Annotated in this window: 21 protein-coding genes and 1 tRNA gene; 8 read left to right on the top strand and 14 right to left on the bottom strand. The window is 75.4% G+C overall.

Going from position 1 to position 25,484, the window contains the following annotated elements; translation table 11 throughout:
- Positions 1–104 precede the first annotated feature (104 nt).
- Positions 105–563: a hypothetical protein gene (locus tag RQM47_RS14675; RefSeq protein WP_311665424.1), complete on the top strand. Its 459-nt coding sequence runs from the start codon at positions 105–107 to the stop codon at positions 561–563.
- Positions 564–704: 141 nt separating this feature from the next.
- On the opposite strand, the gene RQM47_RS14670 is transcribed toward RQM47_RS14675, so the two are convergent.
- Both RQM47_RS14670 and RQM47_RS14665 read right to left on the bottom strand, forming a co-directional pair.
- Entirely contained in the window at positions 705–1,661 is a 957-nt protein-coding gene (locus RQM47_RS14670) for an L-threonylcarbamoyladenylate synthase (RefSeq protein WP_311665426.1), read from the bottom strand.
- 379 nt (positions 1,662–2,040) lie between these two features.
- Complete coding sequence (locus tag RQM47_RS14665) at positions 2,041–4,557, bottom strand: cation:proton antiporter (RefSeq protein WP_311665428.1); 2,517 nt, start codon at positions 4,555–4,557, stop codon at positions 2,041–2,043.
- A 208-nt stretch (positions 4,558–4,765) separates the two neighbouring features.
- Between RQM47_RS14665 and RQM47_RS14660 the strand changes: the two genes are divergently transcribed.
- Positions 4,766–5,149: an NFACT RNA binding domain-containing protein gene (locus RQM47_RS14660; protein ID WP_311665430.1), complete on the top strand. Its 384-nt coding sequence runs from the start codon at positions 4,766–4,768 to the stop codon at positions 5,147–5,149.
- Here the strand turns inward: RQM47_RS14660 and RQM47_RS14655 are convergent.
- The 4 genes from RQM47_RS14655 to RQM47_RS14640 form a co-directional block, all read right to left on the bottom strand.
- Positions 5,137–5,406, bottom strand: a complete 270-nt coding sequence (locus RQM47_RS14655) for a hypothetical protein (protein ID WP_311665432.1) — start codon at positions 5,404–5,406, stop codon at positions 5,137–5,139. The two genes, RQM47_RS14660 and RQM47_RS14655, sit on opposite strands and share 13 nt — an antisense overlap.
- A 177-nt stretch (positions 5,407–5,583) precedes the next feature.
- Positions 5,584–7,482, bottom strand: coding sequence for a DUF2339 domain-containing protein (locus RQM47_RS14650; RefSeq protein ID WP_311665434.1), 1,899 nt, complete (start codon positions 7,480–7,482; stop codon positions 5,584–5,586).
- 334 nt (positions 7,483–7,816) lie between these two features.
- Positions 7,817–9,445, bottom strand: coding sequence for an alpha-glucan family phosphorylase (glgP, locus tag RQM47_RS14645; protein ID WP_311665436.1), 1,629 nt, complete (start codon positions 9,443–9,445; stop codon positions 7,817–7,819).
- Positions 9,446–9,676: 231 nt separating this feature from the next.
- Positions 9,677–9,748: transfer RNA gene (locus tag RQM47_RS14640), tRNA-Met, on the bottom strand.
- 174 nt (positions 9,749–9,922) lie between these two features.
- On the opposite strand from RQM47_RS14640, the gene RQM47_RS14635 reads away from it, so the two are divergent.
- A complete protein-coding gene (locus RQM47_RS14635; RefSeq protein ID WP_314009396.1) occupies positions 9,923–11,122 on the top strand; it encodes a DUF1015 domain-containing protein in 1,200 nt (399 codons plus the stop codon).
- A gap of 170 nt (positions 11,123–11,292) precedes the next feature.
- The gene (locus RQM47_RS14630) at positions 11,293–12,489 is read left to right on the top strand and encodes a 3-phosphoglycerate dehydrogenase family protein (RefSeq protein ID WP_311665440.1); all 1,197 of its coding nucleotides are present in this window, start codon (positions 11,293–11,295) and stop codon (positions 12,487–12,489) included.
- A gap of 267 nt (positions 12,490–12,756) precedes the next feature.
- On the opposite strand, the gene RQM47_RS14625 is transcribed toward RQM47_RS14630, so the two are convergent.
- From RQM47_RS14625 to RQM47_RS14595, 7 genes are all read right to left on the bottom strand, one after another.
- Entirely contained in the window at positions 12,757–13,116 is a 360-nt protein-coding gene (locus RQM47_RS14625) for a VanZ family protein (RefSeq protein WP_314009395.1), read from the bottom strand.
- Entirely contained in the window at positions 13,113–14,696 is a 1,584-nt protein-coding gene (locus RQM47_RS14620; RefSeq protein ID WP_314009394.1) for an NAD(P)H-hydrate dehydratase, read from the bottom strand. Before RQM47_RS14620 ends, RQM47_RS14625 begins: the two co-directional genes overlap by 4 nt.
- Before the next feature lie 111 nt (positions 14,697–14,807).
- Positions 14,808–16,547 carry an Ig-like domain-containing protein gene (locus RQM47_RS14615; protein WP_314009393.1) on the bottom strand — a complete coding sequence of 580 codons (1,740 nt, stop codon included), beginning with the start codon at positions 16,545–16,547 and terminating at the stop codon, positions 14,808–14,810.
- 53 nt (positions 16,548–16,600) lie between these two features.
- Complete coding sequence (locus RQM47_RS14610; protein WP_314009392.1) at positions 16,601–17,032, bottom strand: hypothetical protein; 432 nt, start codon at positions 17,030–17,032, stop codon at positions 16,601–16,603.
- A gap of 156 nt (positions 17,033–17,188) precedes the next feature.
- Positions 17,189–17,452 carry a hypothetical protein gene (locus RQM47_RS14605; protein WP_314009391.1) on the bottom strand — a complete coding sequence of 88 codons (264 nt, stop codon included), beginning with the start codon at positions 17,450–17,452 and terminating at the stop codon, positions 17,189–17,191.
- Complete coding sequence (locus RQM47_RS14600) at positions 17,449–17,646, bottom strand: hypothetical protein (protein WP_314009390.1); 198 nt, start codon at positions 17,644–17,646, stop codon at positions 17,449–17,451. Before RQM47_RS14600 ends, RQM47_RS14605 begins: the two co-directional genes overlap by 4 nt.
- 142 nt (positions 17,647–17,788) lie before the next feature.
- Positions 17,789–19,102, bottom strand: coding sequence for a Glu/Leu/Phe/Val dehydrogenase (locus tag RQM47_RS14595; RefSeq protein WP_314009389.1), 1,314 nt, complete (start codon positions 19,100–19,102; stop codon positions 17,789–17,791).
- Between the two features lie 272 nt (positions 19,103–19,374).
- On the opposite strand from RQM47_RS14595, the gene RQM47_RS14590 reads away from it, so the two are divergent.
- Together RQM47_RS14590 and RQM47_RS14585 are read left to right on the top strand one after the other, a co-directional pair.
- Positions 19,375–20,142 carry an RNA methyltransferase gene (locus RQM47_RS14590; protein WP_314009388.1) on the top strand — a complete coding sequence of 256 codons (768 nt, stop codon included), beginning with the start codon at positions 19,375–19,377 and terminating at the stop codon, positions 20,140–20,142.
- A gap of 608 nt (positions 20,143–20,750) precedes the next feature.
- Entirely contained in the window at positions 20,751–21,989 is a 1,239-nt protein-coding gene (locus RQM47_RS14585; protein WP_311666062.1) for an alanine dehydrogenase, read from the top strand.
- On the opposite strand, the gene RQM47_RS14580 is transcribed toward RQM47_RS14585, so the two are convergent.
- Positions 21,986–23,425 carry a hypothetical protein gene (locus RQM47_RS14580; protein ID WP_314009387.1) on the bottom strand — a complete coding sequence of 480 codons (1,440 nt, stop codon included), beginning with the start codon at positions 23,423–23,425 and terminating at the stop codon, positions 21,986–21,988. The genes RQM47_RS14585 and RQM47_RS14580 overlap by 4 nt on opposite strands.
- Before the next feature lie 69 nt (positions 23,426–23,494).
- Here RQM47_RS14580 and alr point away from each other — a divergent pair, with 69 nt between their 5' ends.
- Together alr and RQM47_RS14570 are read left to right on the top strand one after the other, a co-directional pair.
- Complete coding sequence (gene alr, locus RQM47_RS14575) at positions 23,495–24,625, top strand: alanine racemase (protein ID WP_314009386.1); 1,131 nt, start codon at positions 23,495–23,497, stop codon at positions 24,623–24,625.
- Between the two features lie 114 nt (positions 24,626–24,739).
- Entirely contained in the window at positions 24,740–25,444 is a 705-nt protein-coding gene (locus tag RQM47_RS14570; RefSeq protein WP_311665640.1) for a response regulator transcription factor, read from the top strand.
- The last annotated feature ends 40 nt before the right edge of the window (positions 25,445–25,484 follow it).

Here is a 25,484-nt window from a genome sequence, read left to right as displayed (position 1 = left end):
GGCCCGCCGTGGGCGGTAGGGTCGGCCCTGTTCGTCGAGGTCGAGGTCGACGCCATCGTGGGGTAGCTTCCCGGGCCACCCCGCCCCGCCCGCTCCGCTCCCGCATGGCCCTCCTCCACGTCGTCACGATTGCCCTCCACGTCCTGTTTGCCGCCGCGTGGTTCGGGCTCGGTCTCGCCCTTCCCACGCTGTCGCGGGCGGCGCTCGCGGGCGGGGCGGCCGGACGCGAGGCCGGCGCGGCCAACGGCGGCCGCGTCGTGGTCATGATGACCGGCTCCGTGCTGCTGTTCTACGCCTTCGCCGTCCTCAACTGGACGCTCGGGATGCAGCTGGGCTACGAGCTCCAGTACAACGCGTGGCCCTACCACGCCTCGCTGACGCTCGGGCTCGTCCTGGTCGCCGCGCAGCTCGTCCTGATCCGGCCGGGCTGGAACAAGCTCACGGCCGGGCCGGACACGGCCGACGCGGGCCGCAAGCGGATCATGGCCGGCATCGGCATCGGGCACCTGACCTGGATCGTGATCTTCATCCTGATGTATGTCGGCCGAGGCGTGATCGGGTAAGTGGAGCGGGGCGGGGGGAACGAGGAGCGGGGGAGGTTTTCCAGAGTGCCACCCCGCCCTGCCACGCCGCAGCGCTCCGGGCGGGGCGAACAACTACGGGATGAAGGCGCCCCGCCCGCTGGCGCAGAGGGCGGGGCGCACTCATCCCTCGGCCGCTCGGCGGAGCCGGTCCATGAGCGCCCGGCCCAGCCCGGTCTCCGGCACGCGCTCCGCGTCGATGGAGGCGAGCCCGGCCGCGTCCGCCCGGCGGAACAGGTCGAACAGGCGGCGCGCGTAGGTCTCCACGTCCGGGCACACCTCGACGAGCCCGTACCCCGGGGGCGGGGCGGCGAGCCCGATCCAGGCCGCCTCGGCGTCGCCCCGCTCGGGCGGCACGTTGGCCAGGCGGACGCGCGCGCGCGGCGCGTAGTGCCGGTGCCGGAGGCCGGGAGAGCGAACCGCCCCGCCCCGCTCCGCCAGCAGCGACGTGTCGGGAAACCGCTCGCGGAGCGCCTCGAAGGAGACGGCCCCGGGCCGGAGCACGACCGGCGCCTCGCCCGTCGCGTCCACGACGGTCGACTCCAGCCCGACGTCGGCGAGCGGGCCGCGGAGCACGGCGTCGACGCGCCCGCCCAGGTCGTCGACCACGGCCCGCCACGTCGTCGGGCTCGGCCGCCCGCTCCGGTTCGCCGACGGCGCCACGACCGGCGCGCCGGCCGCCTCCAGCAGCGCGCGGGCGGGGCGGTGTCCCGGCACGCGGACGGCGACCGTGTCGAGCCCGGCCGTCACGGCGTCCGGGAGCCCGCCCCGCCCCGGCAGCACGACGCTGAGCGGTCCGGGCGCAAACGCCTCCAGCAGCGCCGCCCCGAGCGGCGTCACGAGGGCCACGCCCGCCACGTCCGCCACGCGCGCGACGTGGACGATGAGCGGGTTGTCGGCCGGCCGGCCCTTGGCCGCGAACACGCGCGCGACGGCGTCGGCGTCACGCGCGAGGGCGCCCAGACCGTACACCGTTTCGGTCGGGAACGCGACCAGGCCGCCCCGCCGGAGCACGGCGGCGGCCTCGGCCGGCGAGTCGGTCAGGAGCGGGGGCACGAGACGTGAGGGCAGGGCGGTCAAGTTCGGGACCGGCCGGTCCCTCCGCGGCACGGGCGGGAAATGGGAAATGGGAAATGGGAAATGGCGCGCGCGGGCGGGGTGGCGCCCGTTTTGTTCCGCCCCGCCCTGTGTAGACGCGGGCGGGGCGGTGACAAGTGAGGCCGCTGTCAACTGGAGGCGCCGGCAGTCCCCCTCCTGGACACCGCGCAGCGTCGGCGAAGCCAAGAGGGGCTAGGGGTGGTGGACGATGCGGGCGGGGTGGTCCTGAACAGCACCGCCCCACCCATCGCCGCCCCGCCCGGACGCCGCGGCTCGACGGCGTTGCATGGGACGCCGCTACGACGGCCGCCCCGCCCTCACACATTGCGGGCGGGGTGGCGCATCTTCGCTGCCCGTTGCCCTACACCGCCGACTCCATCAGGTCGTTCCGAATCGACGCGAACAGGACGGCGTGGGCCTCCTCGGGCGTGCCGGCGGCGAGCAGCGCCTCGACCTCCGCCTCGGAGCGGACGAGCCGGGCGGTCACGGCGAGCGACCGGAGGTACGCATCGGGCGCCATCGACTCCGGCGCGAGGAGCACCAGGAGCACGTGCGCCGGCCCGCTCGCGTGGGGGAGCGCCACCCCGCCCGGGCACACGCCGACGAACGTCCGGGGCGCGTCGACGGCGTCCGTGTGCGCGTGGTAGAACACGACGCCCGGCGTCACCTCGGGCGCGTCCTCGGCGCCGTCGCCGACGAGCGCCTCGGCCAGACGGGCGGCCGTGCTCGGGGCGTCGGGGAAGCCGCCGTAGAGGACGCGCCGGAGCATGGAGTCGGGCGCCGCCGGGGCCAGGTCGAGCGCGATGTGCGCCGGCGGGAGCACGAGGTCCTCGTGGCCGTCGGCGTTGACGGCCTCGGCCAAGACCGGGACCAGCTCGGCCTCGGAGAGCGTGACCGAGAGGAGGTCCAGCGTCGGGTGCCGGCGCGCGAGCACGCGCGGGAGCCGCTGGAGCGCCGGCCGCCACGCGACCGCCCCGCTCCGCACGCCCACGATCACGAGCACGTCGTCGGCTTGGGCGAGCGTGTCGAGGTGGCGCACGGCGCGGCGCCAGTCGGCCAGCGCCACGACCTCGACGGCCGCCTCGGGCCGGGCCTCGTCGAACCGCGCCGTCACCTCGGGCGCGTCGGCCTCGGCCGCGAGGACCATCACGCGCAGGCCCTTCTGCGACGCCAGCACCTTCAGCACGCGGACCGCCCGCGCGAACCCGACCTCGCGCCACACGAGGGGCGGGGCGAGGACCACGAGCCGCTTCGCCGCCGCCAGCGGCGAGACCAGCCGGGCGACGACCGCCATCGACCGCGTCTCGCCGACGACCTCGTCGACCACGTGTCCGAACGCGAGCGCGCCCGGCGAGATCTGCCCGTTCCACCCCGCCACGATCTCGGACGCCCGGAGCTCGCGGGCCGCCCGCGTGACGCCGGCCGCTGGGTTGTCGTCGATGCGGACGGTCGGGACGCAGGGGACGCTCGCGGCCGTCGCCCAGGTCACGGCCCGCTCCATCAGGCGCTCGGCGTCGGCCACGCGGCCGGCCTCCTCGTGCCCGCTCCGCGCGACGGCCACGGGGTAGACCGGCTCCTCGCTCTGAGCGCTCCGCAGCAGCAGCGCGAGCTCCATGAGCTCCTCGGCCGTCTCCGGGTTCGAGAGCGCGACCAAAATCCGCTCCGGGGCCTCGGCCGGCTCGTACGGCCGCTCGGCCTCGGCCAGCGCGAGGCGCCGCCCGAACGCCTGCACCAGCGACGGCCCCACGAGGCACGACAGGACGATGACGACCACGACCGCGTTGACCGCCGTCTGGTCGAAGAGCCCGATGTCGAACCCGATGAGCGTGACGGCCAGCGTCGCCGCCGCCTGCGGGATCGTGAGCCCGGCCACCGCCCCGCTCTCGTCGCGCGAGAACCCGAACGCCGGGATGCTGAGGAACGCCGCCCCGCCCTTGCCCACGACCACGAGCGCGAAGAACAGGAGCGCCAGCCCCCACACCTCGAGCGACCCCAGCACGCGGACGTCGACGAGCAGCCCGACCGACACCAGGAAAAACGGGACGAGGATGGCGTCGCCGACGAACTGGAGCCGCGTCATGAGCGGGCTCTGCTTCGGGATCAGCCGGTTGAGCGCGATCCCGGCCAGGAACGCGCCGATGATCGACGCGAGCCCGGCGAGCTCGGCCGCCCACGCCGAGAAGAACACGGCCGCGAGCAGGAACGCGAACGCCGCGTCGTCCTCGCGCCGGACGCGCCGGAAAAACGACCGGGCGACACGCGGGAGCAGCCACAGCACGGCCGCCGCCCAGACGGCCGCCCGCGCCGCGAAGGCGAGCCAGAATCCTGCCCCGCCCCCGCCGCCCTCGACGCCCTGCACGACGGCGAGGACCAGGAGCGAGAGGAGGTCGGTCACGAGCGTGGCCCCGGTCGCCACCACGATCGCCCGGTTCGTCGAGATCCCGAGCCGGCCCGCGAGCGGGAGCGCGAGCAGCGTGTGGCTCCCGACGATGCTCCCCAGGAGCGCCGCCGCCGGCAGCCCGTACCCCAGCACGCCCACGCCCGCCGCCAACGCGAGCCCCATCGGGAGCGCGAACGAGAGCGCCCCGAACGCGATCGCCGTCCGCCGCTGCCGGGCAAACTCGGCGAGGTCCAGCGTGACGCCGGCCGTGAACATGAGGTACAGCAGCCCGAGCGTGCCCAGGAGCACGAACGTGTCGTCGCGCTCGAGGAGCCCCGTCACGCTCGGCCCGGCCACGGCGCCCAGCGCGATGAGCCCGACGAGGCCCGGGATCCGCAGCCGCTCGAACAGGAGCGGCCCCACGAGCAAAATCCCCATCGTGATGGCCACGATGAGGACGGGGTCGGTAATGGGGAGCTCGGGGACGGGGAGGTCCAACGGCGGGGCGGGCGGGGTGGAGCAGGATCGAGGCGCCCCCGAACCACCCGCGCGGCGTCCGGTTGCACGGCGGCCGGCGAATCCTCCGTTCCCTCGCCGCCGCCCCGCCCGCGTCGGCTGCGGTCGGCGCACGTGCTGGGGGCGGGGCGGTAGCTTTCCCGCACCCGCCCCGCCCGTCGGGTCGCTGCCCTCTGGATCCGCCCCGCCCATGCCCCGAAAAGAGCGCCCCGCCCCGCCCGCCGGCTACGACACGCACGAGATCGGCGGGTACGAGGTCCTCGTCGGCCAGTCGGCCAAGGACAACGACCGGCTCACGTTCAAGGTGGCCGCGCCGCAGGACGTGTGGCTCCACGTCGGCGGCGGCACGCCGGGCAGCCACGTCGTCGTGCGCACGCCCGAGGGCGGCGACGTCCCGCGCGCCGTGATCAAGGAGGCCGCGGCCCTCGCCGTCCGCCACTCCAAGGCGAAAAACGCCAGTGGCAAGGTCGACGTCCACGTCTGCCGCGCCTGCGACGTGACGAAGCCGCGCGGGGCCAAGCCGGGCTCGGTCCAGCTCCGGCGCTACGACTCGGTCAAGGTCTACGCCGCCTGACGGCCGCCGGCGAGGGCGGGGCGGGGGAACGCCTCGTCGCCCCCGACGCGGCGGTGCTCGGCGAACCGGGCGCGGACGCGGTACGCCCGCTCGCGCTCGGCCTCGGCCGCCGTGAGCCCGGTCTCCGGGTCGCGTGCGGCCTCGCGCGCCGCGAGCCGGTCCAGGAAGTCGACGAACCGGGCGCCCCGCTCGCTCTCGACGTGCGCGCGGCGGACGGCGGCGATGAGGAACGACGGGGCGGGGAGGTCGAGCGGCATGGGGGCGGGGCGGGCGGTTCCCCACGCCCTGCCCCGCACCGTGCCGTCCGCCCGCCGCCGCCGTTTGGGGCGGGGCGGCCGTCGCGCTCGCGTTCCGCCCCGCCCTCTGAGACGGCCCGGCGGGACCGCCCCGCCCGGTGACGCAGGGCGGGGCGGAGCCCGTCGGCGAACGACGAGCTAGGCGCCCGTGGCCTCCAGCACCACCTCGCGCGCGGCCCCGTCGCCCGAGGGCGGGGGTGGGGGCGGGGTGGGCGGCGGCGGCTCGTCGTCGCCGGCGTCGTCGTCGCCCAGGCGGAGGAGGTGCGGGGCGAAGTAGCTCACGACGAGGAGCAGCGCGCCCAGCCCCAGGAACAGGGCGATCCGCCACGGGACGGCGATCGCGTCCAGGTCGAACAGGAGCACCTTCGCCGCCGTCGCCAAGACCGTGTACAGCCCGAGCGGCCGGAGCAGCCCGTCGCGGAGCCGGAGCCCGACCACGAGGAGCGCGATCGCGTAGAGCCCCCACCCGAGCGACACGAGCGCGGCGCCGTCGCCGAGCGGCCGGAGCGCGAGGCGGAGCCAGGCGAGCGCGACGAGGTGCGCCGCCGTCACGTAGACGGCGCGCGTGGCCGATCCCCGCCCCGCCCGGAAGCCGACGAGCGCGAGCGCCGCCCCGCCCAGGAGGGCCGCCGTCGTCAGCTCGGCAAAGCGGCCGGGGCGGAGCGGGGCGACCGCGTCCCACGGCCACCCGAGCGACAACGCGAGCCACGCCGCCAGCCACAGCCCGCCCCCGAGCGCGGCGAGGTCGCCCAGGCGCGCGAGGTCGCGGCGCCCCTCGTGGCGCCCCAGCGCGGCGACGGCGGCCGCCGCGGCGACGGCCGCGCCCAGCGTCCGCACGTCGGAGCTGCCCAGGAGCCGTCCGGCGCCCCACGCGGCGAGCGCGCCGGCGGCCAGCGCGAACGGCCCGAGTAGGAGCGCCCGCGCCTCGGCCGACACGGGCGGGGTGGAGGCGCCCAGCGCGGGCGGGGCGGGCGCCAGCAGGCGGCGGACGCCCAGGCCGTAGCCCGCCGCCCCGCCCGCGGCGAGCGCGGCGGCGAACGCCGGCGGCCACGACCACGCGGCGTCCAGGAACCCGAGCGTGAGGAGCGGGGCGGCCAGGACTGCCAGCCCTTCGGGACGGAGCAGGCGCGGCCACCGCCTGGACGCCACGGGCACGTCGGGCGCCGGCCGGTAGAGCGCGCGCCAGACGGGCAGCGCCCCCGTCACCCCGGCCACGGCGCCGACCAGCGCCGTGAACGCGAGCCGCTCCGCCCCGCCCGCCGCCGCCGCCTCGGGCCGCACGCCGACGTCCCACGCCACGAGCGCCACGCCCCACCCGCCCAGCGCCGCCGCGCCCGCGAGCGCCGGCCACCCGCGCCGCGCGTAGACCGCGCCGGCCGCGCCGACCAGGAGCGCCCCGTACGCCGCGAGCGGCACGACCGGCCCGGCGCCGCGGTACAGGAGGAGCGGGGTGAGGAGCCCGCCGAGTGTGGCCACGACCGAGAGCGCCGCGTCGCGCTCGCGCTCGGCCAGGACCAGGGCGAGCGCGGCCACGCCGGCCAGCCCGGCGAACGCGGCGCCCAGCGGGATCAGCCCGTAGAGCTGGCTCGCCGCCCACAGCGTCCCGTAGAGTGTCGCCACCCCGCCGCCCTCCAGGAGTCGCCCGAGCGTGGGCCGCCCGCGCCGGCTCAGCCGGAGCCCCAGCGCGAGGAGCGCCGCCCCCAGCGCGCCCGCCCCGCCCACGCGGACGGCCGGTGTCAGCAGGTCGAGGTCGAGGGCGTACTGGAGCAGGAACAGGACGCCGATGAGGAGGAGCGCGATGCCGGCCTTCCCCAGCACGTCCTCGCTCCGCACCTCGCTCCACCGCATCCACGGCGGCCGCGCCCGCTCGACCCGCTCGCCCAGCGTGCGGGCGGGGCGGACGCGCGCCTGGGCCAGCCGGGCTTCCAGGTCGGCCACGCGCTCTTCGAGCGCGGCGATCCGGGCGTCGGCCGAGCGCGGGCCGTCGGCGCCGTCGGCGCCGGTCGCGGGGGGGCGGGGCGGGTCGGTCGGGGGCACGGCGCGAAAGCTACGCGCCGACCGGGCGGGGCGGACCTGGGGCGGCCGCCCCGCCCTCGACGACCGCTCCGACGCCCGCCCCACTCCCCTCCCTTGGGTCCGTCCCTCTCCCGGCGGGGGAGGGAGAACCTCTACCGAACAGTTTCTTGGTGCTCTGCCAAGCCGTTACTGCCGGGCGGGGCGGGCTCCGAGATCGGCCGGGGAGTCCCCCTCCTGTCCAGGAGGGGCTAGGGGTGGTGGATGAGACCGAGCACGGGCCTATCAGTAGGGGCTTGACGCGGCACGTAGCGAGGGCTCGCTCTGCGGGCGGGGCGGTTCTTGCCGGGCGGGGCGGCTAGGCCGTCGCGCCGGCGGTCGGGGCGTAGAGCTGCTCGACGTAGTCGGTCACCATGCGCTCGGCGCTGAAGCGGTCGCGCGTCGACTGGATACTCGCCCGCATCATCTCCGTCCACCGCTCGCGGTCGTCGTAGTACGTCGGGACGACCTCGTCGAGGAGCACGCGGTAGAGGTCGGCGAGGTCGTGGGCGTCCTGGGCCGCCTCGTCCGGGCTCTCGAAGCCGCCGCCGATCTGCCACCCGTTCACGCCGTCCTCGGCGGCCTCGGGCCACCAGCCGTCGAGGACGCTCAGGTTGAGGACCCCGTTCATGGCCGCCTTCATCCCGCTCGTCCCGCTCGCCTCCTTCGGCCGGCGCGGGTTGTTCAGCCACACGTCGGTGCCCCGCGTCATGGCCCGGCCGATGGGCATCCCGTAGTCCTCGAGGAACACGACGCCGCGCGGGTACTTCCGCGCCATCGCGACGAGGCGCGCGACGATGGCCTTGCCGCCCTCGTCCGACGGGTGGGCCTTGCCCGAGAACACGAGCTGGAGCCGACCGCTCTCGAGGAGCGGGGCGATCCGGTCCTCGTCCTCGAACACGAGCGGGGCGCGCTTGTAGGTGGCCGCGCGGCGCGCGAACCCGATGATGAGGTTGTCCGGGTCGAGGCGCTGCCCCGTCCGCTCCTCGACGAAATCGGCGAGCGCGCGCTTGTTCTCCAGGTGCGGCGTCCAGAGGTCGCCGCCCCGCTCGGCCGCGTCGAGCATAGCGGGGTCGACCCACGTCGGGCGGTGGACGCCGTTCGTGATGGGGAGGATGGGCGGGCGGCCGTCGACGAAGTCCCACATCTGGTTCGCCGTCTGCGCGTGGAGCGCCGCGACGGCGTTCGCGCGCGACGCGAGGCGGAGCGCGGCGACGGTCATGCTGAACGGGTCGCCGCCGAGCGCTTCGAGCTGGGCGTCGGAGAGCGGCCCGGCCGCGCCGATCGTGCGGAGCCGCTCGACGGGGTGCGTTTCGTTGCCGGCGAGGACCGGCGTGTGCGTCGTGAACACGACCTCCTGCTCGGTCGCCGCGAGCGCGTCGTCGTACTCCGCCCCGCCCTCCATCTTCTCGCGGACCAGCTCGAAGGCCGCCAGCAGCGCGTGGCCCTCGTTAAAGTGGTACAGGTCGACGTCGAGGTCGAGGGCTCGGAGCGCGCGCACCCCGCCCACGCCGAGCACGATCTCCTGGGCCACGCGCGCGTCCGGGCCGCCGCCGTAGAGCCGGGCCGTCGTGTCGCGGTGCGGGTTGCCGTCGAGGTCGGTGTCGAGGAGGTAGAGCGGGACGTTCCCGAACCCGTCCGCCTTCCACACCTTGCAGCGGACGTCGTCGCCCCGGATCTGGACCGTCACCTCGACGCCCGTGTCGTCGAGGAGGTCGTCGGCCGGGTAGTCACGGTAGACGTCGACCTGGCGGCCGTCGTCGGAGATCGTCTGCGTCGTGTACCCCTGCGCCCAGCGGATGCCCAGCGCCACCATCGGGACGCCGAGGTCGTGGGCGGCCTTGAGCGTGTCGCCGGCCAAGATGCCGAGCCCGCCGGAGTAGGTGCGGAGGCGCTCGTCGAGCCCGTACTCCATGCAGAAGTAGGCGACGCGGGGGGAGTCTGTCATCGGGCGGACCCAGAGGGCGGGGCGGGGTGGGGGACGTTCGGCGGCCTAAGATATTCCCCGAGACGCGGGGCTCGGCCCCGCCCCGCCCACCGGCCGAGCGCGCGCTGCCCGCAGCGTTCCGCCCCGCCCGCGCTGCACCGCCCCGCCCGCAGCATGGGGGCGGGGCGGTCTGGGCGCTCAAGAGAGCGCGCACAAAAACGCCGGGCCTGAAGACAGGCCCGGCGTCGGTAGTAGCGGGGGCAGGATTCGAACCTGCGATCTTCGGGTTATGAGCCCGACGAGATACCACTTCTCCACCCCGCGGTGTGGACTCCCATGATACCGCCCGACCGCCCCGCCCGCAAGCCGCGCGTGCGCAGCGTCTGTGAAGAGCGGGGCGGGGCGGGGCGAACGCGGGCAAACCGAGGGGGATGGGGGGTGAACGCGCCGGCCCGCCCGACTATCTTGCGCGCTCCACCCGCCCCGCACTCTGTCCGTATGGCCTCCGTCCGCCCGTTCCGCGCGCTCCGTCCCGCGCCCGAGCACGCCGAGCACGTCGCGTCCGTCCCCTACGACGTGGTCTCGACCGCCGAGGCCCGCGACCTCGCCGAGGGCAACCCGCGCTCGTTCCTCCACGTCATCCGCCCCGAGATCGACCTCCCCGAGGGGACCGACGAGCACGACGACGCCGTCTACGAGAAGGGCGCCGAAAACCTCCGGGCGCTCGCCGAGAGCGACGCCTTCGTGCGCGAGGACGCCCCCGCCCTCTACGTCTACCGGCTCGTCATGAACGGGCGCGCGCAGACGGGCGTCGTCGGCCTCGTCTCCGTCGAGGAGTACGACAGCGGCCGCATCCTCAAGCACGAGGACACGCGGCCCGACAAGGAGGACGACCGGACGCGCCACCTCGTCGCGCAGCGCGCGCACGCCGAGCCCGTCATGCTCACCTACCGCGGCGTGGCCGACATCGACGACCTCGTCGCCGAGGCCATGGAGGGCGAGCCGCTCTACGACTTCCGCGCCAAGGACTACGTCGAGCACACGCTCTGGAAGCTCGACGACCCCGGCGCCCTCGCCGACGCCTTCGCCGACGTCGACGCGCTCTACGTCGCCGACGGCCACCACCGGAGCGCGGCCGCCTCGCGGGCGGCCGCCGAGACCGCCGACGACGGCGCCGCCCACTTCCTCGCCGTCCTGTTCCCGTACGAGGACATGGAGATCCTCCCGTACAACCGGGTCGTCCGCGAGCTCCCCGTGGGGCCGGGCAAGTTCCTCGAGCAGCTCCGGCGGAAGTTCGAGGTCGACGAGGCCCTGTTCGCCGAGCCCGACGAGCCGGGGACCGTCGCGTTCTACCTCGGCATGGACTTCGGCTGGTACACGCTCGCGCTCCCCGAGACCGGGCGGGGCGGCGTCGCCGACACGCTCGACGTGGCGCGCCTGGGCGAGTTCGTGCTCGAGCCCATGCTCGGGATCACGAACCCGCGGACGGACGACAACGTCGCCTTCGTCGGCGGCATCCGCGGGACCGAGGAGCTCGAGCGGCTCGTGGACTCGGGCGAGGCCGAGGTCGCCTTCTCCATGTTCCCGACGGCCGCCGAGGACCTCCTCGACGTCTCCGACGCCGGCGAGCGGATGCCGCCCAAGTCGACCTGGTTCGAGCCCAAGCTCCGCAGCGGCCTGTTGGTTCACACGTTCTAAAGGCGGAATGCGAAAGGGACCGGGGGAGGCGCCGCGCGCTGAGAGGGCGGGGCGGTGACGGGAACGACTCCTGCCCGCCCCGCCCAACTGCCCCGTCCCGCTCGCTCCTGCCGCCTCGCCCGTTCCGCCCCGCCCCGTTCCGCATTCATCATTCCGCGTTCCGCATTCCCGTGACCGTTCTGGTTGCCGACTCCGTTTCCGACGCCGCCCTCGACGCGATCCGCGAGGGCGGGCACGACGTGGTCGAAGACCCCGGGCTCAAGGGCGACGCGCTCGTCGACGCGCTCCGCGAGCACGACCCGGCCGTCCTCGTGGTGCGCTCGACCAAGGTGCCGGCTGAAGCGCTCGACGCGGCGCCGTCGCTCGAGCTCGTGGTCCGCGCCGGCGCCGGCGTCGACACGATCGACGTGGCGGGCGCGTCGACGCGCGGCGTGTTCGTCGCCAACTGCCCGGGCAAGAACGCGGCGGCCGTCGCCGAGCTCGCCTTCGGGCTCCTCCTCGCGCTCGACCGCCGCATCCCCGACAACGTGATCGCGGCGCGGGCGGGGCGGTGGGACAAAAAGGGCTTCGCCTCGGCGCGCGGCGTCCGCGGGCGGACGCTCGGGCTGCTCGGCATGGGCAGCATCGGGCGCGAGATGGCGGAGCGCGCGCGCGCCTTCGGGATGCCGGTCGTGGCCTGGAGCCGGTCGCTCACCGACGACGACGCCCGCGCTCTCGGCGTGACGCGCGCGGACACGCCGCTCGACGTGGCACGGCAGGCCGACATGGTCTCGGTTCATGTGGCCTCGACGCCCGAAACGCGGCACCTGGTCGACGCCGATTTCCTGGAGGCCATGCCCGAGGGCGCCGCCCTCGTCAACACGGCGCGGGCGGACGTGGTCGACGAGGCGGCCGTGGCGCGCGCGGTCGACACGCGCGGCCTCCGCTACGCGACCGATGTGCCCGCCGGCGAGCCGGCGGCCAAGCAGGGCGACTTCGAGCACCCGCTCGCCGACGCCGCCTACATCACGCACCACGTCGGCGCCTCGACCGACCAGGCGACCGAGGCCATCGGCCAGGAGGCCGCCCGCGTGGTCCTGGCCTACGCCGAGACCGGGCGCGTGCCTAACAGCGTCAACTTGGCCGACCAGACGGCGGCGACGCACCTGCTCACGGTCCGCCACCTCGACCGCGTGGGCGTGCTGGCCGGCGTGCTCGCCGTGGTCCGCGAGGCGGGGTGGAACGTGCAGGAGATGGAGAACCTCGTGTTCACCGGGGGCGGGGCGGCCGTCGCCCGCGTCCGCTTCGACGGGGCGCCCTCGGACGAGGCGCTCGCGCGCATCCGCGAGGTCGAGCACGTCCTGAACGCGACGGTGATCGCGGTCTGAGAGGAGGCCGCCCCGCCCTCGCCGTGGGGTTATTTGGTTCGGGGTTGTCGGGTTCAGGGTTCTGAAGGTTGAGCCGCAGCCGGCGGCTCCGCTCGGCATGAGCGGGCGGGACGAGCGCCGAGACCGCCGCCCCGCCCTCGCCTCTGCGGGCGGGGTGGGTCCTCGTCGGCGAGCGAGGCTGACGCGGGGGAACCCCGAACCCCGAACCCCGAACCCCGAACCCCGAACCCCGAACCCCGAACCCTACGCCGCCCCGAACCCCGAACCCTACGCCGCCCCGCCCCGCCCGCTCGCCGCGGTCCGCCGGCTCCACAGGCCGAGCGCGACGCCGGCCGCGAGGCCCACGAGGTCGGCGAGGACGTCGTACGGGTCGCCAAAGCGGCCGATGGGGAGCACCGTCTGCCACACCTCGATGGCGAGCGCGAACGCGGCGCCGCCGGCCACGACGGTCCACGTCCGGCTCCCCGCCCGGAGCCACAGCCACGCGAGTCCGAGGAACATCAGGACGTGAACGACCTTGTCGGGCGAGACCAAGCGGAGCTCGACGTCGGGGACCTGGTTGCCCGGGATCGTGCAGGCGACGACGATGAGGACCGTCCAGACGACGGCGAGGCGGCGGGCGGTCATGGGCGGGGAAACAGTTCGGCGGCGGCGCGGGGCATGCGGTCGAGGAGGTCGGAGGCGACGAGTCCGCCGGCGCCGTGGTCGCGCGCCCACGCGTCGGCCGCGGCGGCGCCCAGGTGGAGCGCGCAGACGGCGGCGTCGGCGGGGTCGAGCCCTTGCGCGAGGAGCCCGGCGACGGTGCCGGCGAGGACGTCGCCGGTGCCGGCGGTCGCGAGGGCGGGGCGGCCGGGCGGCCCGACGACCACGCGCCCGTCCGGCGTGCCGACGACGCTCGGCATTCCTTTGAGGACGAGAACGGCGCCCCACCGCACGGCCAGGCGGCGGACGGTCTCGATGCGGTCCTCGGGGTCGAAGCCATCGTCGCCGAGGAGCCGGCGGAGCTCTCCCAGGTGCGGCGTGAGCACGAGCGGGGCGGACCGCTCGCCCAGCGCGTCGGCGCCGCCGGCGAACGCTGAAAAGCCGTCGGCGTCGAGCACGAGCGGGGCGGACACCTCCTGGACGAGCGCGCGCACGAGCCGCAGCGTCTCGTCGTCGCGGCCCAGTCCGCACCCGACGAGCACGGCGTCGGCGGACTCGGCGCGCTCGCGGACGCCGTCGAGGGCGGCCCAGGCGAGCGTCCCGCCGTCAGTCTCGGGTTGGGCGTCGACCATGACCTCGACGTTCTGGGCGTCGACCGTCGCCTGGGCACTCTGCGGCGTGCAGGCGACGACGGCACCGGCGCCGGCCCGGTACGCCGCGGCTGTCGAGAGGACGGCGGCGCCCGTAAAGTGGCCGCTCCCGACGACGCAGACGGCCGTCCCCGCCGAGTACTTGTAGGCGTCGGCCGCCCGGCGCGGGAGGTGCGCCGCCACCCAGGCATCTGTGGCCGTGTGCGCGGCGGCCGCGCGGTCGACCTCGGCGCGAGGAATCCCCATCTCCGCCACGACGACCTCGCCGGCCACCTGCGGTCCATCGCCCAGCACGAGGCCCGCCTTCACGCCGGCGAACGTCACCGTGAGGTCCGCGCGCGGCGTCTCGTCGGCCGCCCCGCCCGTCGTCGCGTCGAGGCCGGAGGGAAGGTCGACGGCCACGACCGGGGCGCTCTGCCGCCCCGCCCACGCGCACAGGCCGCGGACGGGCTCGCGGAGCGGGCCGGAGGCGCCGATCCCCAGCAGGGCGTCGACGACGAGGTCGGCTGGGGCGTCTGCGGCCTGGCGGGCGTCGTCGAACGGGACGACCTCGACGCGGTCCGAGGCGTCGGCGAGGCGCGTCAGCAGGCGCAGATTGGCCGCCGTGTCGGCCGACGCCTCGGCCTCGGTGGCGAGCGTGAGGCAGCGGACGTGGGCGCCGCGGGCGGCCAGCACGCGGGCGATCACCAGGCCGTCGCCGCCGTTGTTGCCCCGCCCCGCCAGGACCGTCACGCGCGCGCCCTCGACCGCGTAGCGGGCCGCGATCGCGTCGACGGCCGCGCGCCCGGCCGTCTCCATCAGCACGCGGCCGGGCACGCCCCAGTCGCCCATCGTCGCGCGGTCGGCGGCGCGCATGCCGTCGGCCGTCAGGAGCGGAAAGAGGCCGTCGGGCGGGGCGGGCGGGGGCGTGGACACGGGCGGGGCGGGAGTGGGGGGTGACGGGCGAAAGGGGACGGGCGGGGCGGTCGGTCCGGTCGGCACGTCAGGGGCGCGCGAGACCATCACCCGCACGCCCGACTCACCGACTTACGGACCTGCGGACTCGCTGGCACGGGCGGGGAGGACGACTGGCGGCACCTCGGTGTCCCACCGCGCCCGGACGCTCGCGGCGTTGAGCAGGATCCGCAGCGGCTCGGCCGGGCGGTACGGGACGAGCGAGCCGCCGCTCCACCGGCCGTCGCCGTCCATGTCGATCCACACGCGGAGCCCGGCGGGGCCGGGCGCGAGGCGCTCGACCGTGAACCGGCCGTCGGGCTCGGCGCGGACCACGACCGGCGGGCCGCTGGCCGGCGTGACCTCGACGTAGACCGCCCCGCCCGCCCCGCCCTCGACGCGGCCGACGAGGGCGCCCGTCGCGTCGTCGCCCAGGCGGACGTAGCGGCGGCTCTGGTCGCCGGCCGCGAGCGTGAACCGCGGCGGCAGCGAGTCGGCGGCGACGGTAAACCGGACGCCGTCGGCGGTCTCTAGAGGGACCGGTCGGGCCTCGCCGTCCACCTCCAGCGTCACGGCGCCCTCGGCGGGCGGGGCGGAAAACACGACGCCCGGCGCCTCGCCCCGTGCGAGCACCTGCGCCGAGTCGGCCGCGACGACGGCCGCGGGCAGAAACTCGACGACGCGCGCGGCCAGCGTGTCCGGCCGGTCGGCCGGCGAGAACGAGAGGTTGAACGGGGCGACGGCGTTGCCCGCCGAGTCCGCGAGCGCCGCCCCGCCCTCGCCGGGGCCAGCGTAGGTCACGCGCGAGCGCGCCGCCAGCGGGGCGGCCGTCTGGAGCGCGACCTCGAACGGGGCGCCGGGCGCCTGGTAGACGGCGGCGAGCTCGACAGGTTGGCCGCTCGCCGAGTCGGCCACGGCCCACGGCCCGAGCTCCGCCCCGCCCAGGCGGACGGGCTCGTCGAAGCGGACGGCGAGGCGGGTGCTGGAGAGCGTCCGCACGCGGAGCGGGGCGGGCGCCGTCGAGTCCCGCGTCGTCACCCAGAACCCGGGCGCCGCTCCCGCCCCGACGATGCGGAGCCCGTCCGGGAGCGCTCCGGCCCCAGGCGGCTCGGCCGCCCCGCCCGTCGTGTCGGCCGCCGCGCGCGGCGCTTCGGTGGCGACCGCCGTGAGGGCGGGGCGGGGCGGGGCGGCAAACCGCTCGCCGGCGTCGGCGCGGCCGTTCCGGTTCCGGTCGTCGACCGCTACGATGTAGTACGGGCCGGGGCGGAGGTACGCGAACTCGAACGCGCCGTCGGCGCCCGTCCCCGTCCGGTAGTCGGGGGCGACCGCGCGGACGTCGGGGAGCGCCAGCGTGTCGGCGAGCGCGTAGGCCCAGACGGCGAGGTCGCCCACCCCGCCCCCGGTCTCGGGGTCGCCCACGGCGCCGTCGAGCGCGCCGCGGTCGATCGTCGGGCCGGTCGCAAACGCGACCACGATGGGAGCGGCGAGCGCCACGCCGGCCCGCTGGTCCTGTAGCTCGGTCCCGACGGTCACCACGTAGGTCGTCGCCTCGCGGAGCTCGGGGAGCACGATCTCGATCTCGCTCCCCCGCACGCGGACCTCGGCCGGCTCGTCGCCCTCGGGCGTCACGGTGACGGCCTGGGCGCCGGACGGATCGAGCCGTTCCGAGAACATGAGGCGGACCGTCCGCCCGGTCACGTTCACGGCGCCCTCGGCCGGGAGCGAGCCGACGAGCGCCGGCGGCGTCCGGTCCGGCGGCCCGCCCGAGGGCGCGATCGGCGTGGCGCACGCGGCGAGCGCGAGGAGGAGGACGAGGAGGGCGGGGCGGGTCACGGGGCGAGAACGAGGTCGGCCCCGAAGTTCGGGCGCCGGCGGCCGCCCCGCCCTCACCGGATCTCAAACGGGGCGGTGGCGAGCGTGTCGCGGACGGAGAGGGCGCGCCCCGCGAGAGACGGCCGCGTCGTCTCCGTCTGGAAGCGGTACGTCCCCGGCTCCAGCCGGCGGCTCAGCCGGACCGCGTAGCAGACCGCCCGCCCCGCCCGCGCAGCGTAGAGCATGTCGTTGCACACGTCGGCCGCCACGCCGCGCGCGCGGTCCTCGTCGCTCAGGAACCGGAAGGAGCCGCGCTCGCGAGCCCACCGCCCCGCCCGGCGCCGCTCCAGCAGAGCGTGGCAGAGGTTGTACTCGAGGTACGCCGTCGGGACCAGGCGGAGGACGAGCGAGTCGCCGGGAGCGTAGGCGCTCCGGTCCGTCGAGAAGCCGAGCGGGGCGGCGGCGGCCGCAGGCTCGCACTCGAATTCTGCGACTTCCCGCGTCAAATCGGGCGGGGTGGTCTGCGTTTGGAGCCGTCCCCACACCCCGCCCCGAGGAGCAGAGCCAGGAGGGCGGGGCGGAGTCGGGGCAGCGGCACCGGCTCCAAACGCAGACCACCCCGCCCACGGTGCGCGGGCAGCGGGACGAGCGGGTGGGGTGGGTCAGCCGAGCAGCCCGTCGTATTCGGCGTGGGTCCCGATCCACACCCACACGACGCCCTCCGGCTTGTCCAACCCGAGCGCGGGGTGCCCGATGCCGACGCGGGCGGACCACAGCTGCTTCCGTCGGCCGACCTTCTTGAAGTGGAGCGACGGGTGGAGCGGGTTGGCCTGTAGCCGCTCGAACTGTCGGTCGGCCAGACGTCGGACGTCCCGGGGCAGCGCGTCGTAGTGCTTCCAGAAGCTGGCGAGCGTGGTGTGCGTCACAGCGGCCGGACGTCCCCGGCCTCGTACTCCGCTTCGGCGGCGGCGAGGAACGAGTCGAGGCGGCCCTCGTCCAGGTCCCGCCCGATCTGCTCGTCCCACTCGCGGTTGCGGTAGTCGGCCAGCCACACGGCGAGCTTCTCGACGTCTTGGGGCGAGAGCTTCTCGATGGCGCGTTCGATCTCGTGGACGCTCATGCCGTGGCGGGCGGTGTTGGGAAGGTAGACGGTCGGTGCGTGCGGCCGTTCCGCTCGATGCGCACGCCACCAGGAGGCCGAAACGCAGACCGCCCCGCCCACGGTGCGCGGGCGGGGCGGCAGGCCGCGTGGGCGGGGCGGGCTAGGCGTAGATGCCGCGCATCTTGAGCGCCCCCGCCACCTTCTCGATCGCGATCACGTAGGCCCCGATGCGCATGCTCGTGTCGTACGTCTCGGCCGCGTCGTAGACGCGGTTGAACGCGCCGCGCATCATCCGGTCGAGCCGGCGGTTGACGCGGTCGGCGCTCCAAAAGTAGCCCTGGCGGTCCTGGACCCACTCGAAGTAGCTGACCGTCACCCCGCCCGCGTTGGCCAGGATGTCGGGGATGACGAGCACGCCGTTCTCGTTGAGGACCGCGTCGGCCTCGGGCGTCGTGGGGCCGTTGGCGCCCTCGGCGACGATCTTTGCCTTCACGTCGCCAGCGTTCTCGGCCGTGATCTGGTTTTCCTTGGCGCACGGCGCGAGCACGTCGACGTCGAGTGCGAGGAGCTCCTCGTTGGTGAGCGGCTCGGCCCCGTCGAAGCCGGCCAGCGAGCGGTCGTGCTCAGCCGCGTACGCGGCGGCCGCGTCGATGTCGATGCCGTCGGCGTTGTAGTAGCCGCCCGAGACGTCGGAGACGGCGACCACCTTGCAGCCCTGCTCGCGGAGGAGCTTGGCGGCGACCGAGCCCACGTTCCCGAAGCCCTGTACGGCGACGGTCGCCTGGGAGGCGCGCATCCCGAGCCGCTCCATGGCCGCCAGCGTCGTCGTCATGACGCCCCGGCCGGTCGCCTCGCGGCGCCCTTCGGAGCCGCCGATGAGGAGCGGCTTGCCCGTCACGACGGCCGTCTCGGTCCGCCGCGCGTGCATCGAGTACGTGTCGAGCAGCCACGCCATGACCTGCTCGTTCGTGTTCATGTCGGGGGCCGGGATGTCCTTGTCCGGCCCGAACACGTCGATGAGGTTGGCCGTGTAGCGCCGCGTGAGGCGCTCGACTTCGCCGGCCGACATCGTCGACGGGTCGCAGGTCACGCCGCCCTTGGCGCCGCCGAACGGGACGCCGACGACGGCGCACTTCCACGTCATCCAGGCCGCCAGCGCCTTGACCTCGTCCACGTGGACGTCCGGGGCGAACCGGATGCCGCCCTTCGACGGCCCGAGCACCTCGGAGTGGATGACGCGGTAGCCCTCGAAGACGCGGAGCCGCCCGTCGTCCATGACGACGGGGATGCTGGTGATGTGGATCCGCGACGGCGACCGGAGCACGTCGTAGAGCCCGGTGTCGAGCTCCAGCAGCTCGGCGGCCACGTCGAACCGCTCCATCATCGACTGGAACGGGTTGTCCTTGTCGATGTGCGGCGCGGGCTCCTGGTAGAGCGCGCGGGTCTTGACGTCGCGCTTGAACGGTGTCGGCATGGGGCCGGGGGCGGGGGGGCGGAGGACGAGGGGGATCGCCATCGAAGGTACGCGGGGGGACGCCGCGGGCGGGGAGGGGGCGGGCCGGGGAGGCCGAAAAACGACGGGGTGCGGAAGCGCTTCCGGCCGTCCGGCTCCCGAAGGTATCGGCGCTTTGGCGTGTGCTCCTGCGTCTCCTGCGTCCCCGCACGCGATTCGCGGCCCCGCCCCGCCCCTGGATCGGGGGGCGCCCCAGGCGAGCGATCTTTAGCGGTCCACCCCGCCCCGCCCGCATGACCCGCCAGCGCCTCAAGGACATCGCCTCGCTCGCCCGCAAAAAGGGCCGCGTCGCGCACGGTCAGTTCCTGGTCGAGGGCGTCCGCTCGGTCGAGGCCGCGGTCGCCGCGGGCGCCCCGCTCGTCGAGGTGTTGGTCTCGCACGAGGCGGCCGAGGCCGACCGCGTCGCCGCCCTCGCCGACCGCGCGGCGGCCCCGGTCTCGCGCCTCCCCGCCCGCGACCTCGACCGCGTCGGCGACGCGCGGACGTCGCAGGGCGTCGTGGCCGTCGCGTCGTCGGTGGTGCGCAGCGCGCTCGGCGGCACGGGCGGGGCGGTCCTGGCCCTCGACGGCGTGCAGGACCCCGGCAACGTGGGCGCCCTCGTCCGCACCGCCGCCTGGTTCGGCGTAGACGCCGTCGTGGCCGACGAGAAGACGGCCGACTTCGAGACGCCAAAGGCCGTCCGCGCGTCGATGGGCGGGCTGTGGGACCTGGACCTCGTGCGCCTCCCCGCCCTCGCCCCGGCCCTCGACGCGCTCGCCGCCGACGGCCACGCCGTGTGGGGCGCCGACCTGGGCGGCACGTCCGTCTCGGAGTGGGCGCCCGGCCCGCGCGCCGTGCTCGTGCTCGGGAGCGAGGCCCACGGCCTTTCCGCCGACGTCGCCGGGCGCCTGCGCGAGCGGGGCGGCACGGTCCACGTCCCCGGCCGGGCGGGGCGGGGCGGCGTCGAGTCGCTGAACGTGGGCGTCGCGGCCGGCGTGCTCCTCGCGCGGTGGCGGGGGTAGGGAAAAGGGAAAAGGGAAAAGGGAAAAGGGAAAAGGGAAAAGGGAAAAGGGAAAAGGGAAAAGGGAAAAGGGAAAAGGGAAAAGGGAAAAGGGAAAAGGGAAAAGGGAAGCGCGGGCGGGGTGGCGCCGGTTTTGTTCCGCCCCGCCCCTTTCAATCCTGGGCGGGGCGGTCGAAGGCGACGCGGAGGTCGAACCGGAGCGGCGGCAGTCCCCCTCCTGGCCAGGAGGGGCTAGGGGTGGTTGCCGGGCGGGCGGGGCAGTCGGAGACAGGCGCCGCCCCGCCCGATGCCGCCCCGCCCAACGACGGGCACCCGTAGGGACACGACTCGTCGTGTCTGGGGCGGGTCGTCGTGTTTGGGGCGGGCGGGGCGATCCCAAACAGCGCCGCCCCGCCCGCATGCCCCGCCCCGCCTGACGGCACCGCCCGACGGCGTTGCGTGCAACGCCGCTACAACGGCCACCCCGCCCTCGTGCGGTGCGGGCGGGGTGGGGCACCTTCGCTGCCTGCTGCCTGCTGCCTGCTGCCTGCTGCCTGCTGCCTGCTGCCTGCTGCCTGCTGCCCGCTGCCCGCTGCCCGCTGCCCGCTGCCCGCGCAGTAGCTTCCCCGGATGGAAATCCCCGCCATCCAGGGTCTCAGCGTCGAGACCACGCTCCTCCCCCTCGAAAAGCGCGCGGCCGTCGGCGAGGCCCAGCAGCGGCTCCGCATCGGCATACCGAGTGAGGCCCCGAACGGCGAGCGCCGCGTGGCGCTGGCGCCCTACGCCGCGGCGCTCCTCATCGCGAACGGTCACGAGGTGCGGATCGAGACCGGCGCTGGCGAGGCCGCCCAGTTCACCGACGTCGAGTACTCCGAGGCCGGGTGCGACGTGGTCGAGTCGGCCGGCGAGGTCTACGCCGACAGCGACCTCGTGGCCAAGGTGTTCCCGCCCCGCCCGGACGAGCTCGCGCTCATGCGCGAGCGCCAGGTGCTCATCTCGGCGCTCCACCTGGGTGGGATCCAGCCGGACACGCTCAAGCGCCTCATGGACCTCCGCGTGACCGGCATCGGGTTCGAGTTTATCGCCGACCCCGACGGGACGCTCCCCATCGTCCGCATGATGCACGAGATCTCGGGGTCGGTCGCCGTCCAGACGGCCGCGCGCCTGCTCGAGTCCGAGCCGCCGGCGCCCGGCGGGCGGGGCGGCCGCGGGCTCATGCTCGGCGGGATCTCGGGCGTGCCCCCGGCGACCGTCGTCATCCTCGGCGCCGGCGTGATCGGCGAGTGGGCGGCCCGGACGGCGCTCGGGTTCGGCGCCCACACCATCGTCCTCGACACGGACCTCCCCGCCCTCCGCTTTATCGAGCACGTCCTCGACCGCCGCGTCACGACGGCGATGGCCAACCCGACCTACGTCGAGGGCGCGGTCAAGAGCGCCGACGTCGTCATCGGCGCGGCCATGCTGTCGGGCCAGCGCTCGCCGGTCGTCGTCACCGAGGAGATGGTGGCGGGGATGCGGCCGGGCTCGGTCGTCGTCGACCTCGTGATCGACCAGGGCGGGTGCATCGAGACGAGCCGGCCGACGACGCCGGGCGAGCCGACCTTCGTGGCCCACGACGTCGTCCACCACTGCGTCCCCAACCTGCCGTCGCTCGTGGCCCGGACCTCGACCTACGCGCTCTCGAACGCGCTCGTCCCGTTCCTCCTCGAGATCGGCGAGGCCGGCAGCATCAACGACGCCCTCTGGTCCAACGTCTCGCTGCGGACGGGGACTTACGTCTACCGCCGACACCTCACGAAAAAGAACCTGGCGGCCATGTTCGGGATGCCCCACCGCGACATCGAGCTGCTGATCGCGAGCGGGATCTAGGGAAAAGGGAAAAGGGAAAAGGGAAAAGGGAAAAGGGAAAAGGGAAAAGGGAAAAGGGAAAAGGGGCGCGTGGGCGGGGTGGCGCCGGGTTTGTTCCATCCCGCCCCGCTCAATCCTGGGCGGGGCGGTCGAAGGCGACGCGGAGGTCGAACCGGAGCGGCGGCAGTCCCCCTCCTGGTCAGGAGGGGGTAGGGGTGGTTGTCGGGCGGGGTGGGGCGGGCAAGCCACGACGCCAGCCGCGCCGTCACGGCGTCGTCCGACAGGAGGTCGAGGTGCGACCGGCCGACAGCCACCCACTGCCGCTCGGGCGGCACGCCCAGGTCGCGGGCGGGGTCCGCGTGGCGGCCGAGCGCGCTGTCCAGCGGCACGAGCCCGTCGCCCACCGTCCGGTCCCTCGCCCCGCCCCGCCCGTCGCCCGTCGTCGCGGCGACGACGTAGCACGCGACGCCCGGCGGGAGCGGCGTGGGGCGGCGCGCGTCCGGCGCCCGGTCGAAGCGGCCCCGCCCCGCCCAGTCCTCCTCCACGACGTTCCCGAAGCGGAGGTCGGTCACGCCCGCGCTCCGCGCCTGGCCGACCGCGGCGAGCGGGGCGGTGTAGCGCGTGGCGCCGAGGAACGCGTCGACCAGGCTGCCCAGACGTTCGAGCGGGGCGCCGTGGTGGGGCGTCCCCAGCGTGACGAGCGCGGCGTCGAGGCCCGGCCATGCGTGGCCCGCCTCGGCCGCGTAGTGGAGCGCGCTCCGCGCGACGAGCCCGCCCATGCTGTGCCCCACCACGACGAGGCGGCGGACGCGCCGGGGCCACGCGGCCACGAGCGCGTCGAGCGCGACGGCCAGGTCGCGCCCGCTCTCCGAGACGTGCCGCCCGCTGTTGTAGCGGACCGCTACGCGCGTGGCGCCGAGCGCGTCGGCGAGCGCGGCGCCCGGGTCGACCCCGCCCCGCCCCCACTGCCCGTCGTGCATGCACAAGCCGTGGATCTGCACGAGCAGGACACCGCGCGGGTCTGCGACGGCGCGGGCGACCGACGCCGTGTCCAGGACGAGCCGCCGCCCGCCGTAGCGGACCTGGAACGGCGTGGCGAGCGGGTTGCCCTGCGCCGCGAGCGAGTCGCCGAACGCGCCGTTGAGCGCCGCGACGACCGCGTCCCGGGCGGGGTGGCCGTCCGCTGAGCCGCCCCGCCCGACGGCGCCCAGCGCGGCGTCCAGCGAGCGGCCGACGCCGCGCGTCACCCAGCGCACGGCGCCGTACGCCCACCCGGCGACGCGGCCCACGCGCCCGCGCCGCCCGAACGGAGCGGGGACCGCCCCGTGGACGCCCTCGACCACGTCGGCCACGCCCGACACGGCGCCCGTCACGAGGCGGACGGCGCCGCGGAGGTCGGAGGTGGGAAACGGGCGGGGCAGGAGTCGGCGGAAGAGGGCGGGGTGGACGCTCCGCACGGCCCGGAGTTGCGGGTCGCCCCGCCCGGGCGCCGCGAACCCGAGCGGGGCGGGGCGGTCTGACAGACCATGACCGACCCCGCCCCGCCCGGCCCTATCTGGGCCGAGACCGACCTCGACGCCATCCGCCACAACGCGCGCCTGCTCATGGAGAAGGCGCGGCCCGACGAGGCCGTCGCCGTCGTCAAAGCGAACGCCTATGGGCACGGGGCCGCTCCGGTCGCGCGGGCGCTGGGCGGGGTGGGCGTCCGCCGGTTCGCCGTCGCGCGTCTGGACGAGGCCGTCGCGCTCCGCGAGGCCGGCGTCGACGGTCCGCTCCTCGTCTTTGCCGCCCCGCTCGACGGCGAGCTCGCGGCCTACGAGCGCCACGGCCTCACGGCGGCCGTCTCCTCGCCCGAGGTCGCCGCCGCGGTCGCCGAGCGGGGCGGGCTCACGGTCCACGTCAAGGTCGACACCGGGATGCACCGGCTGGGGTTCGCGCCCGAGGCCGCCGCCGACGCCGTCCGCCGGCTCCAGGCCGCGCCCGGCGTAACGGTCGAGGCGCTGTGGACGCACCTGGCGACGGCCGACGGCGACGACGCCGCGTTCGCGCTCGAGCAGGTCCGCCGGTTCGACGGCGTGCTCCGCGACCTGGGCGACGCCGCCCCGCCCCTCATCCACGTCCGCAACGGGCCAGCCGTCGTGCGGCTGCCGCCGCTCACGTCGCGGCCCGCGCTCGCGCGCCTGGGCGGCGTCCTCTACGGGCTGGCCTCGGACCCCGCCCTGCTCCCGTTCATGGGCGGCCTCCGCCCCGCCCTCCGCCTCGTCTCGCGCGTGGTCCACGTTCAGACGGTCGCCGCCGGCGAGTCCGTCAGCTACGGGCGGACGTGGACGGCCGAGCGCCCGACACGCGTGGCGACGCTCGCCGTCGGCTACGCCGACGGCGTCCCCCGCGCGCTCTCGAACCGGGGCGAGGTCGGCCTCGGCGGGCGCCGCTTCCCCGTCGCCGGGCGCGTGTGCATGGACCTCCTGCTCGTGGACCTGGGCGCCCCCGACGGCCCGGGCGGGGCGGTCCGGCGCGGCGACGAGGCGGTCGTGTTCGGGCGGGGCGGCCCGAGCGCCGAGGAGGCCGCGGCGGCGGCCGGGACGATGGCGTACGAGCTCACGTGCGGCCTCGCCGCGCGCGTCCCCCGCGTGTTCCGGGGCCAGAATGCGGGATAAACGGGGGCGGGGCGGCCGGTGGAGGAGAACCCGACCGCCCCGCCCGCGTCTACCGAGCGGGTTGGTATCTTCACAATTCCCCTCACCACGCCCTTTGGGTCTGCCCCCGTCCACATGGCTACGTCCACCCCCCAGGAGATCACCGTTCTCGTCGTCGACGACGAGGAGGACGTGGTCGAGATCGTCTCCCACTTCCTCCGCGAGGCCGGCTACAACGTCCTCACCGCCTTCGACGCCGACGAGGCGCTGAGCAAGGCCGGCCCCGACGTCGACGCCATCCTCCTCGACGTCATGCTCCCGGGCATGAGCGGGTTCGAGATCGCCAAGCGCCTGCGCGGCCGGGTCGAGACTGAAACGATCCCGATCATCATGATGACGGCGAAGACCGAGGAGCAGGACCAGCTCCAGGGCCTCGAAAACGCCGACCAGTACCTGACCAAGCCGGTCAGCCCCAAGGTGGTCCTCGCCAACCTCCGCGCCGTCCTCCGGCGGACCGGGACCGAGGAGTCGAAGACGCTCTCGACGTCCGGCCTCACGATCTACGAGGACGAGTACCGCGCGACGCTCGACGGCGACGACCTCGGCCTCACGCTGACGGAGTTCGAGCTGCTCCGCTACCTCGTCCGCCACCCGCGCAAGGCGTTCACGCGCCAGCAGCTGCTGGAGACGATCTGGAAGGACGCCATGATGGTGACCGAGCGGACCGTCGACGCTCACATCAAGAACCTCCGCGAAAAGCTGGGCGAGTTCGCCAAGCACATCCAGACCGTCCGCGGCGTGGGCTACCGCTTCGTCGAGGAGGCCGAGCAGGAAGCGTGACGAGCGACGGGTGATCAGTACAGAGCCTTTGCCCGTCACC

It is taken from the genome of Rubrivirga sp. S365, from assembly GCF_032248475.1.
Lineage (GTDB): Bacteria > Bacteroidota > Rhodothermia > Rhodothermales > Rubricoccaceae > Rubrivirga > Rubrivirga litoralis.
The sequence above is the reverse complement of the archived record's forward strand: the minus strand, read 5'-3'. Positions and strand labels throughout refer to the sequence as shown.

Excerpts from the sequence above, each read along its gene's own strand:
- RQM47_RS14600 (WP_314009390.1), bottom strand. The coding sequence starts at position 17,646 with ATGAGCGTCCACGAGATCGAACGCGCCATCGAGAAGCTCTCGCCCCAA.
- glgP (WP_311665436.1), bottom strand. The coding sequence starts at position 9,445 with ATGACAGACTCCCCCCGCGTCGCCTACTTCTGCATGGAGTACGGGCTC.
- RQM47_RS14585 (WP_311666062.1), top strand. The coding sequence starts at position 20,751 with ATGGAAATCCCCGCCATCCAGGGTCTCAGCGTCGAGACCACGCTCCTC.
- RQM47_RS14570 (WP_311665640.1), top strand. The coding sequence starts at position 24,740 with ATGGCTACGTCCACCCCCCAGGAGATCACCGTTCTCGTCGTCGACGAC.
- RQM47_RS14660 (WP_311665430.1), top strand. The coding sequence starts at position 4,766 with ATGCCCCGAAAAGAGCGCCCCGCCCCGCCCGCCGGCTACGACACGCAC.
- alr (WP_314009386.1), top strand. The coding sequence starts at position 23,495 with ATGACCGACCCCGCCCCGCCCGGCCCTATCTGGGCCGAGACCGACCTC.
- RQM47_RS14675 (WP_311665424.1), top strand. The coding sequence starts at position 105 with ATGGCCCTCCTCCACGTCGTCACGATTGCCCTCCACGTCCTGTTTGCC.
- RQM47_RS14595 (WP_314009389.1), bottom strand. The coding sequence starts at position 19,102 with ATGCCGACACCGTTCAAGCGCGACGTCAAGACCCGCGCGCTCTACCAG.
- RQM47_RS14625 (WP_314009395.1), bottom strand. The coding sequence starts at position 13,116 with ATGACCGCCCGCCGCCTCGCCGTCGTCTGGACGGTCCTCATCGTCGTC.
- RQM47_RS14655 (WP_311665432.1), bottom strand. The coding sequence starts at position 5,406 with ATGCCGCTCGACCTCCCCGCCCCGTCGTTCCTCATCGCCGCCGTCCGC.
- RQM47_RS14590 (WP_314009388.1), top strand. The coding sequence starts at position 19,375 with ATGACCCGCCAGCGCCTCAAGGACATCGCCTCGCTCGCCCGCAAAAAG.
- RQM47_RS14635 (WP_314009396.1), top strand. The coding sequence starts at position 9,923 with ATGGCCTCCGTCCGCCCGTTCCGCGCGCTCCGTCCCGCGCCCGAGCAC.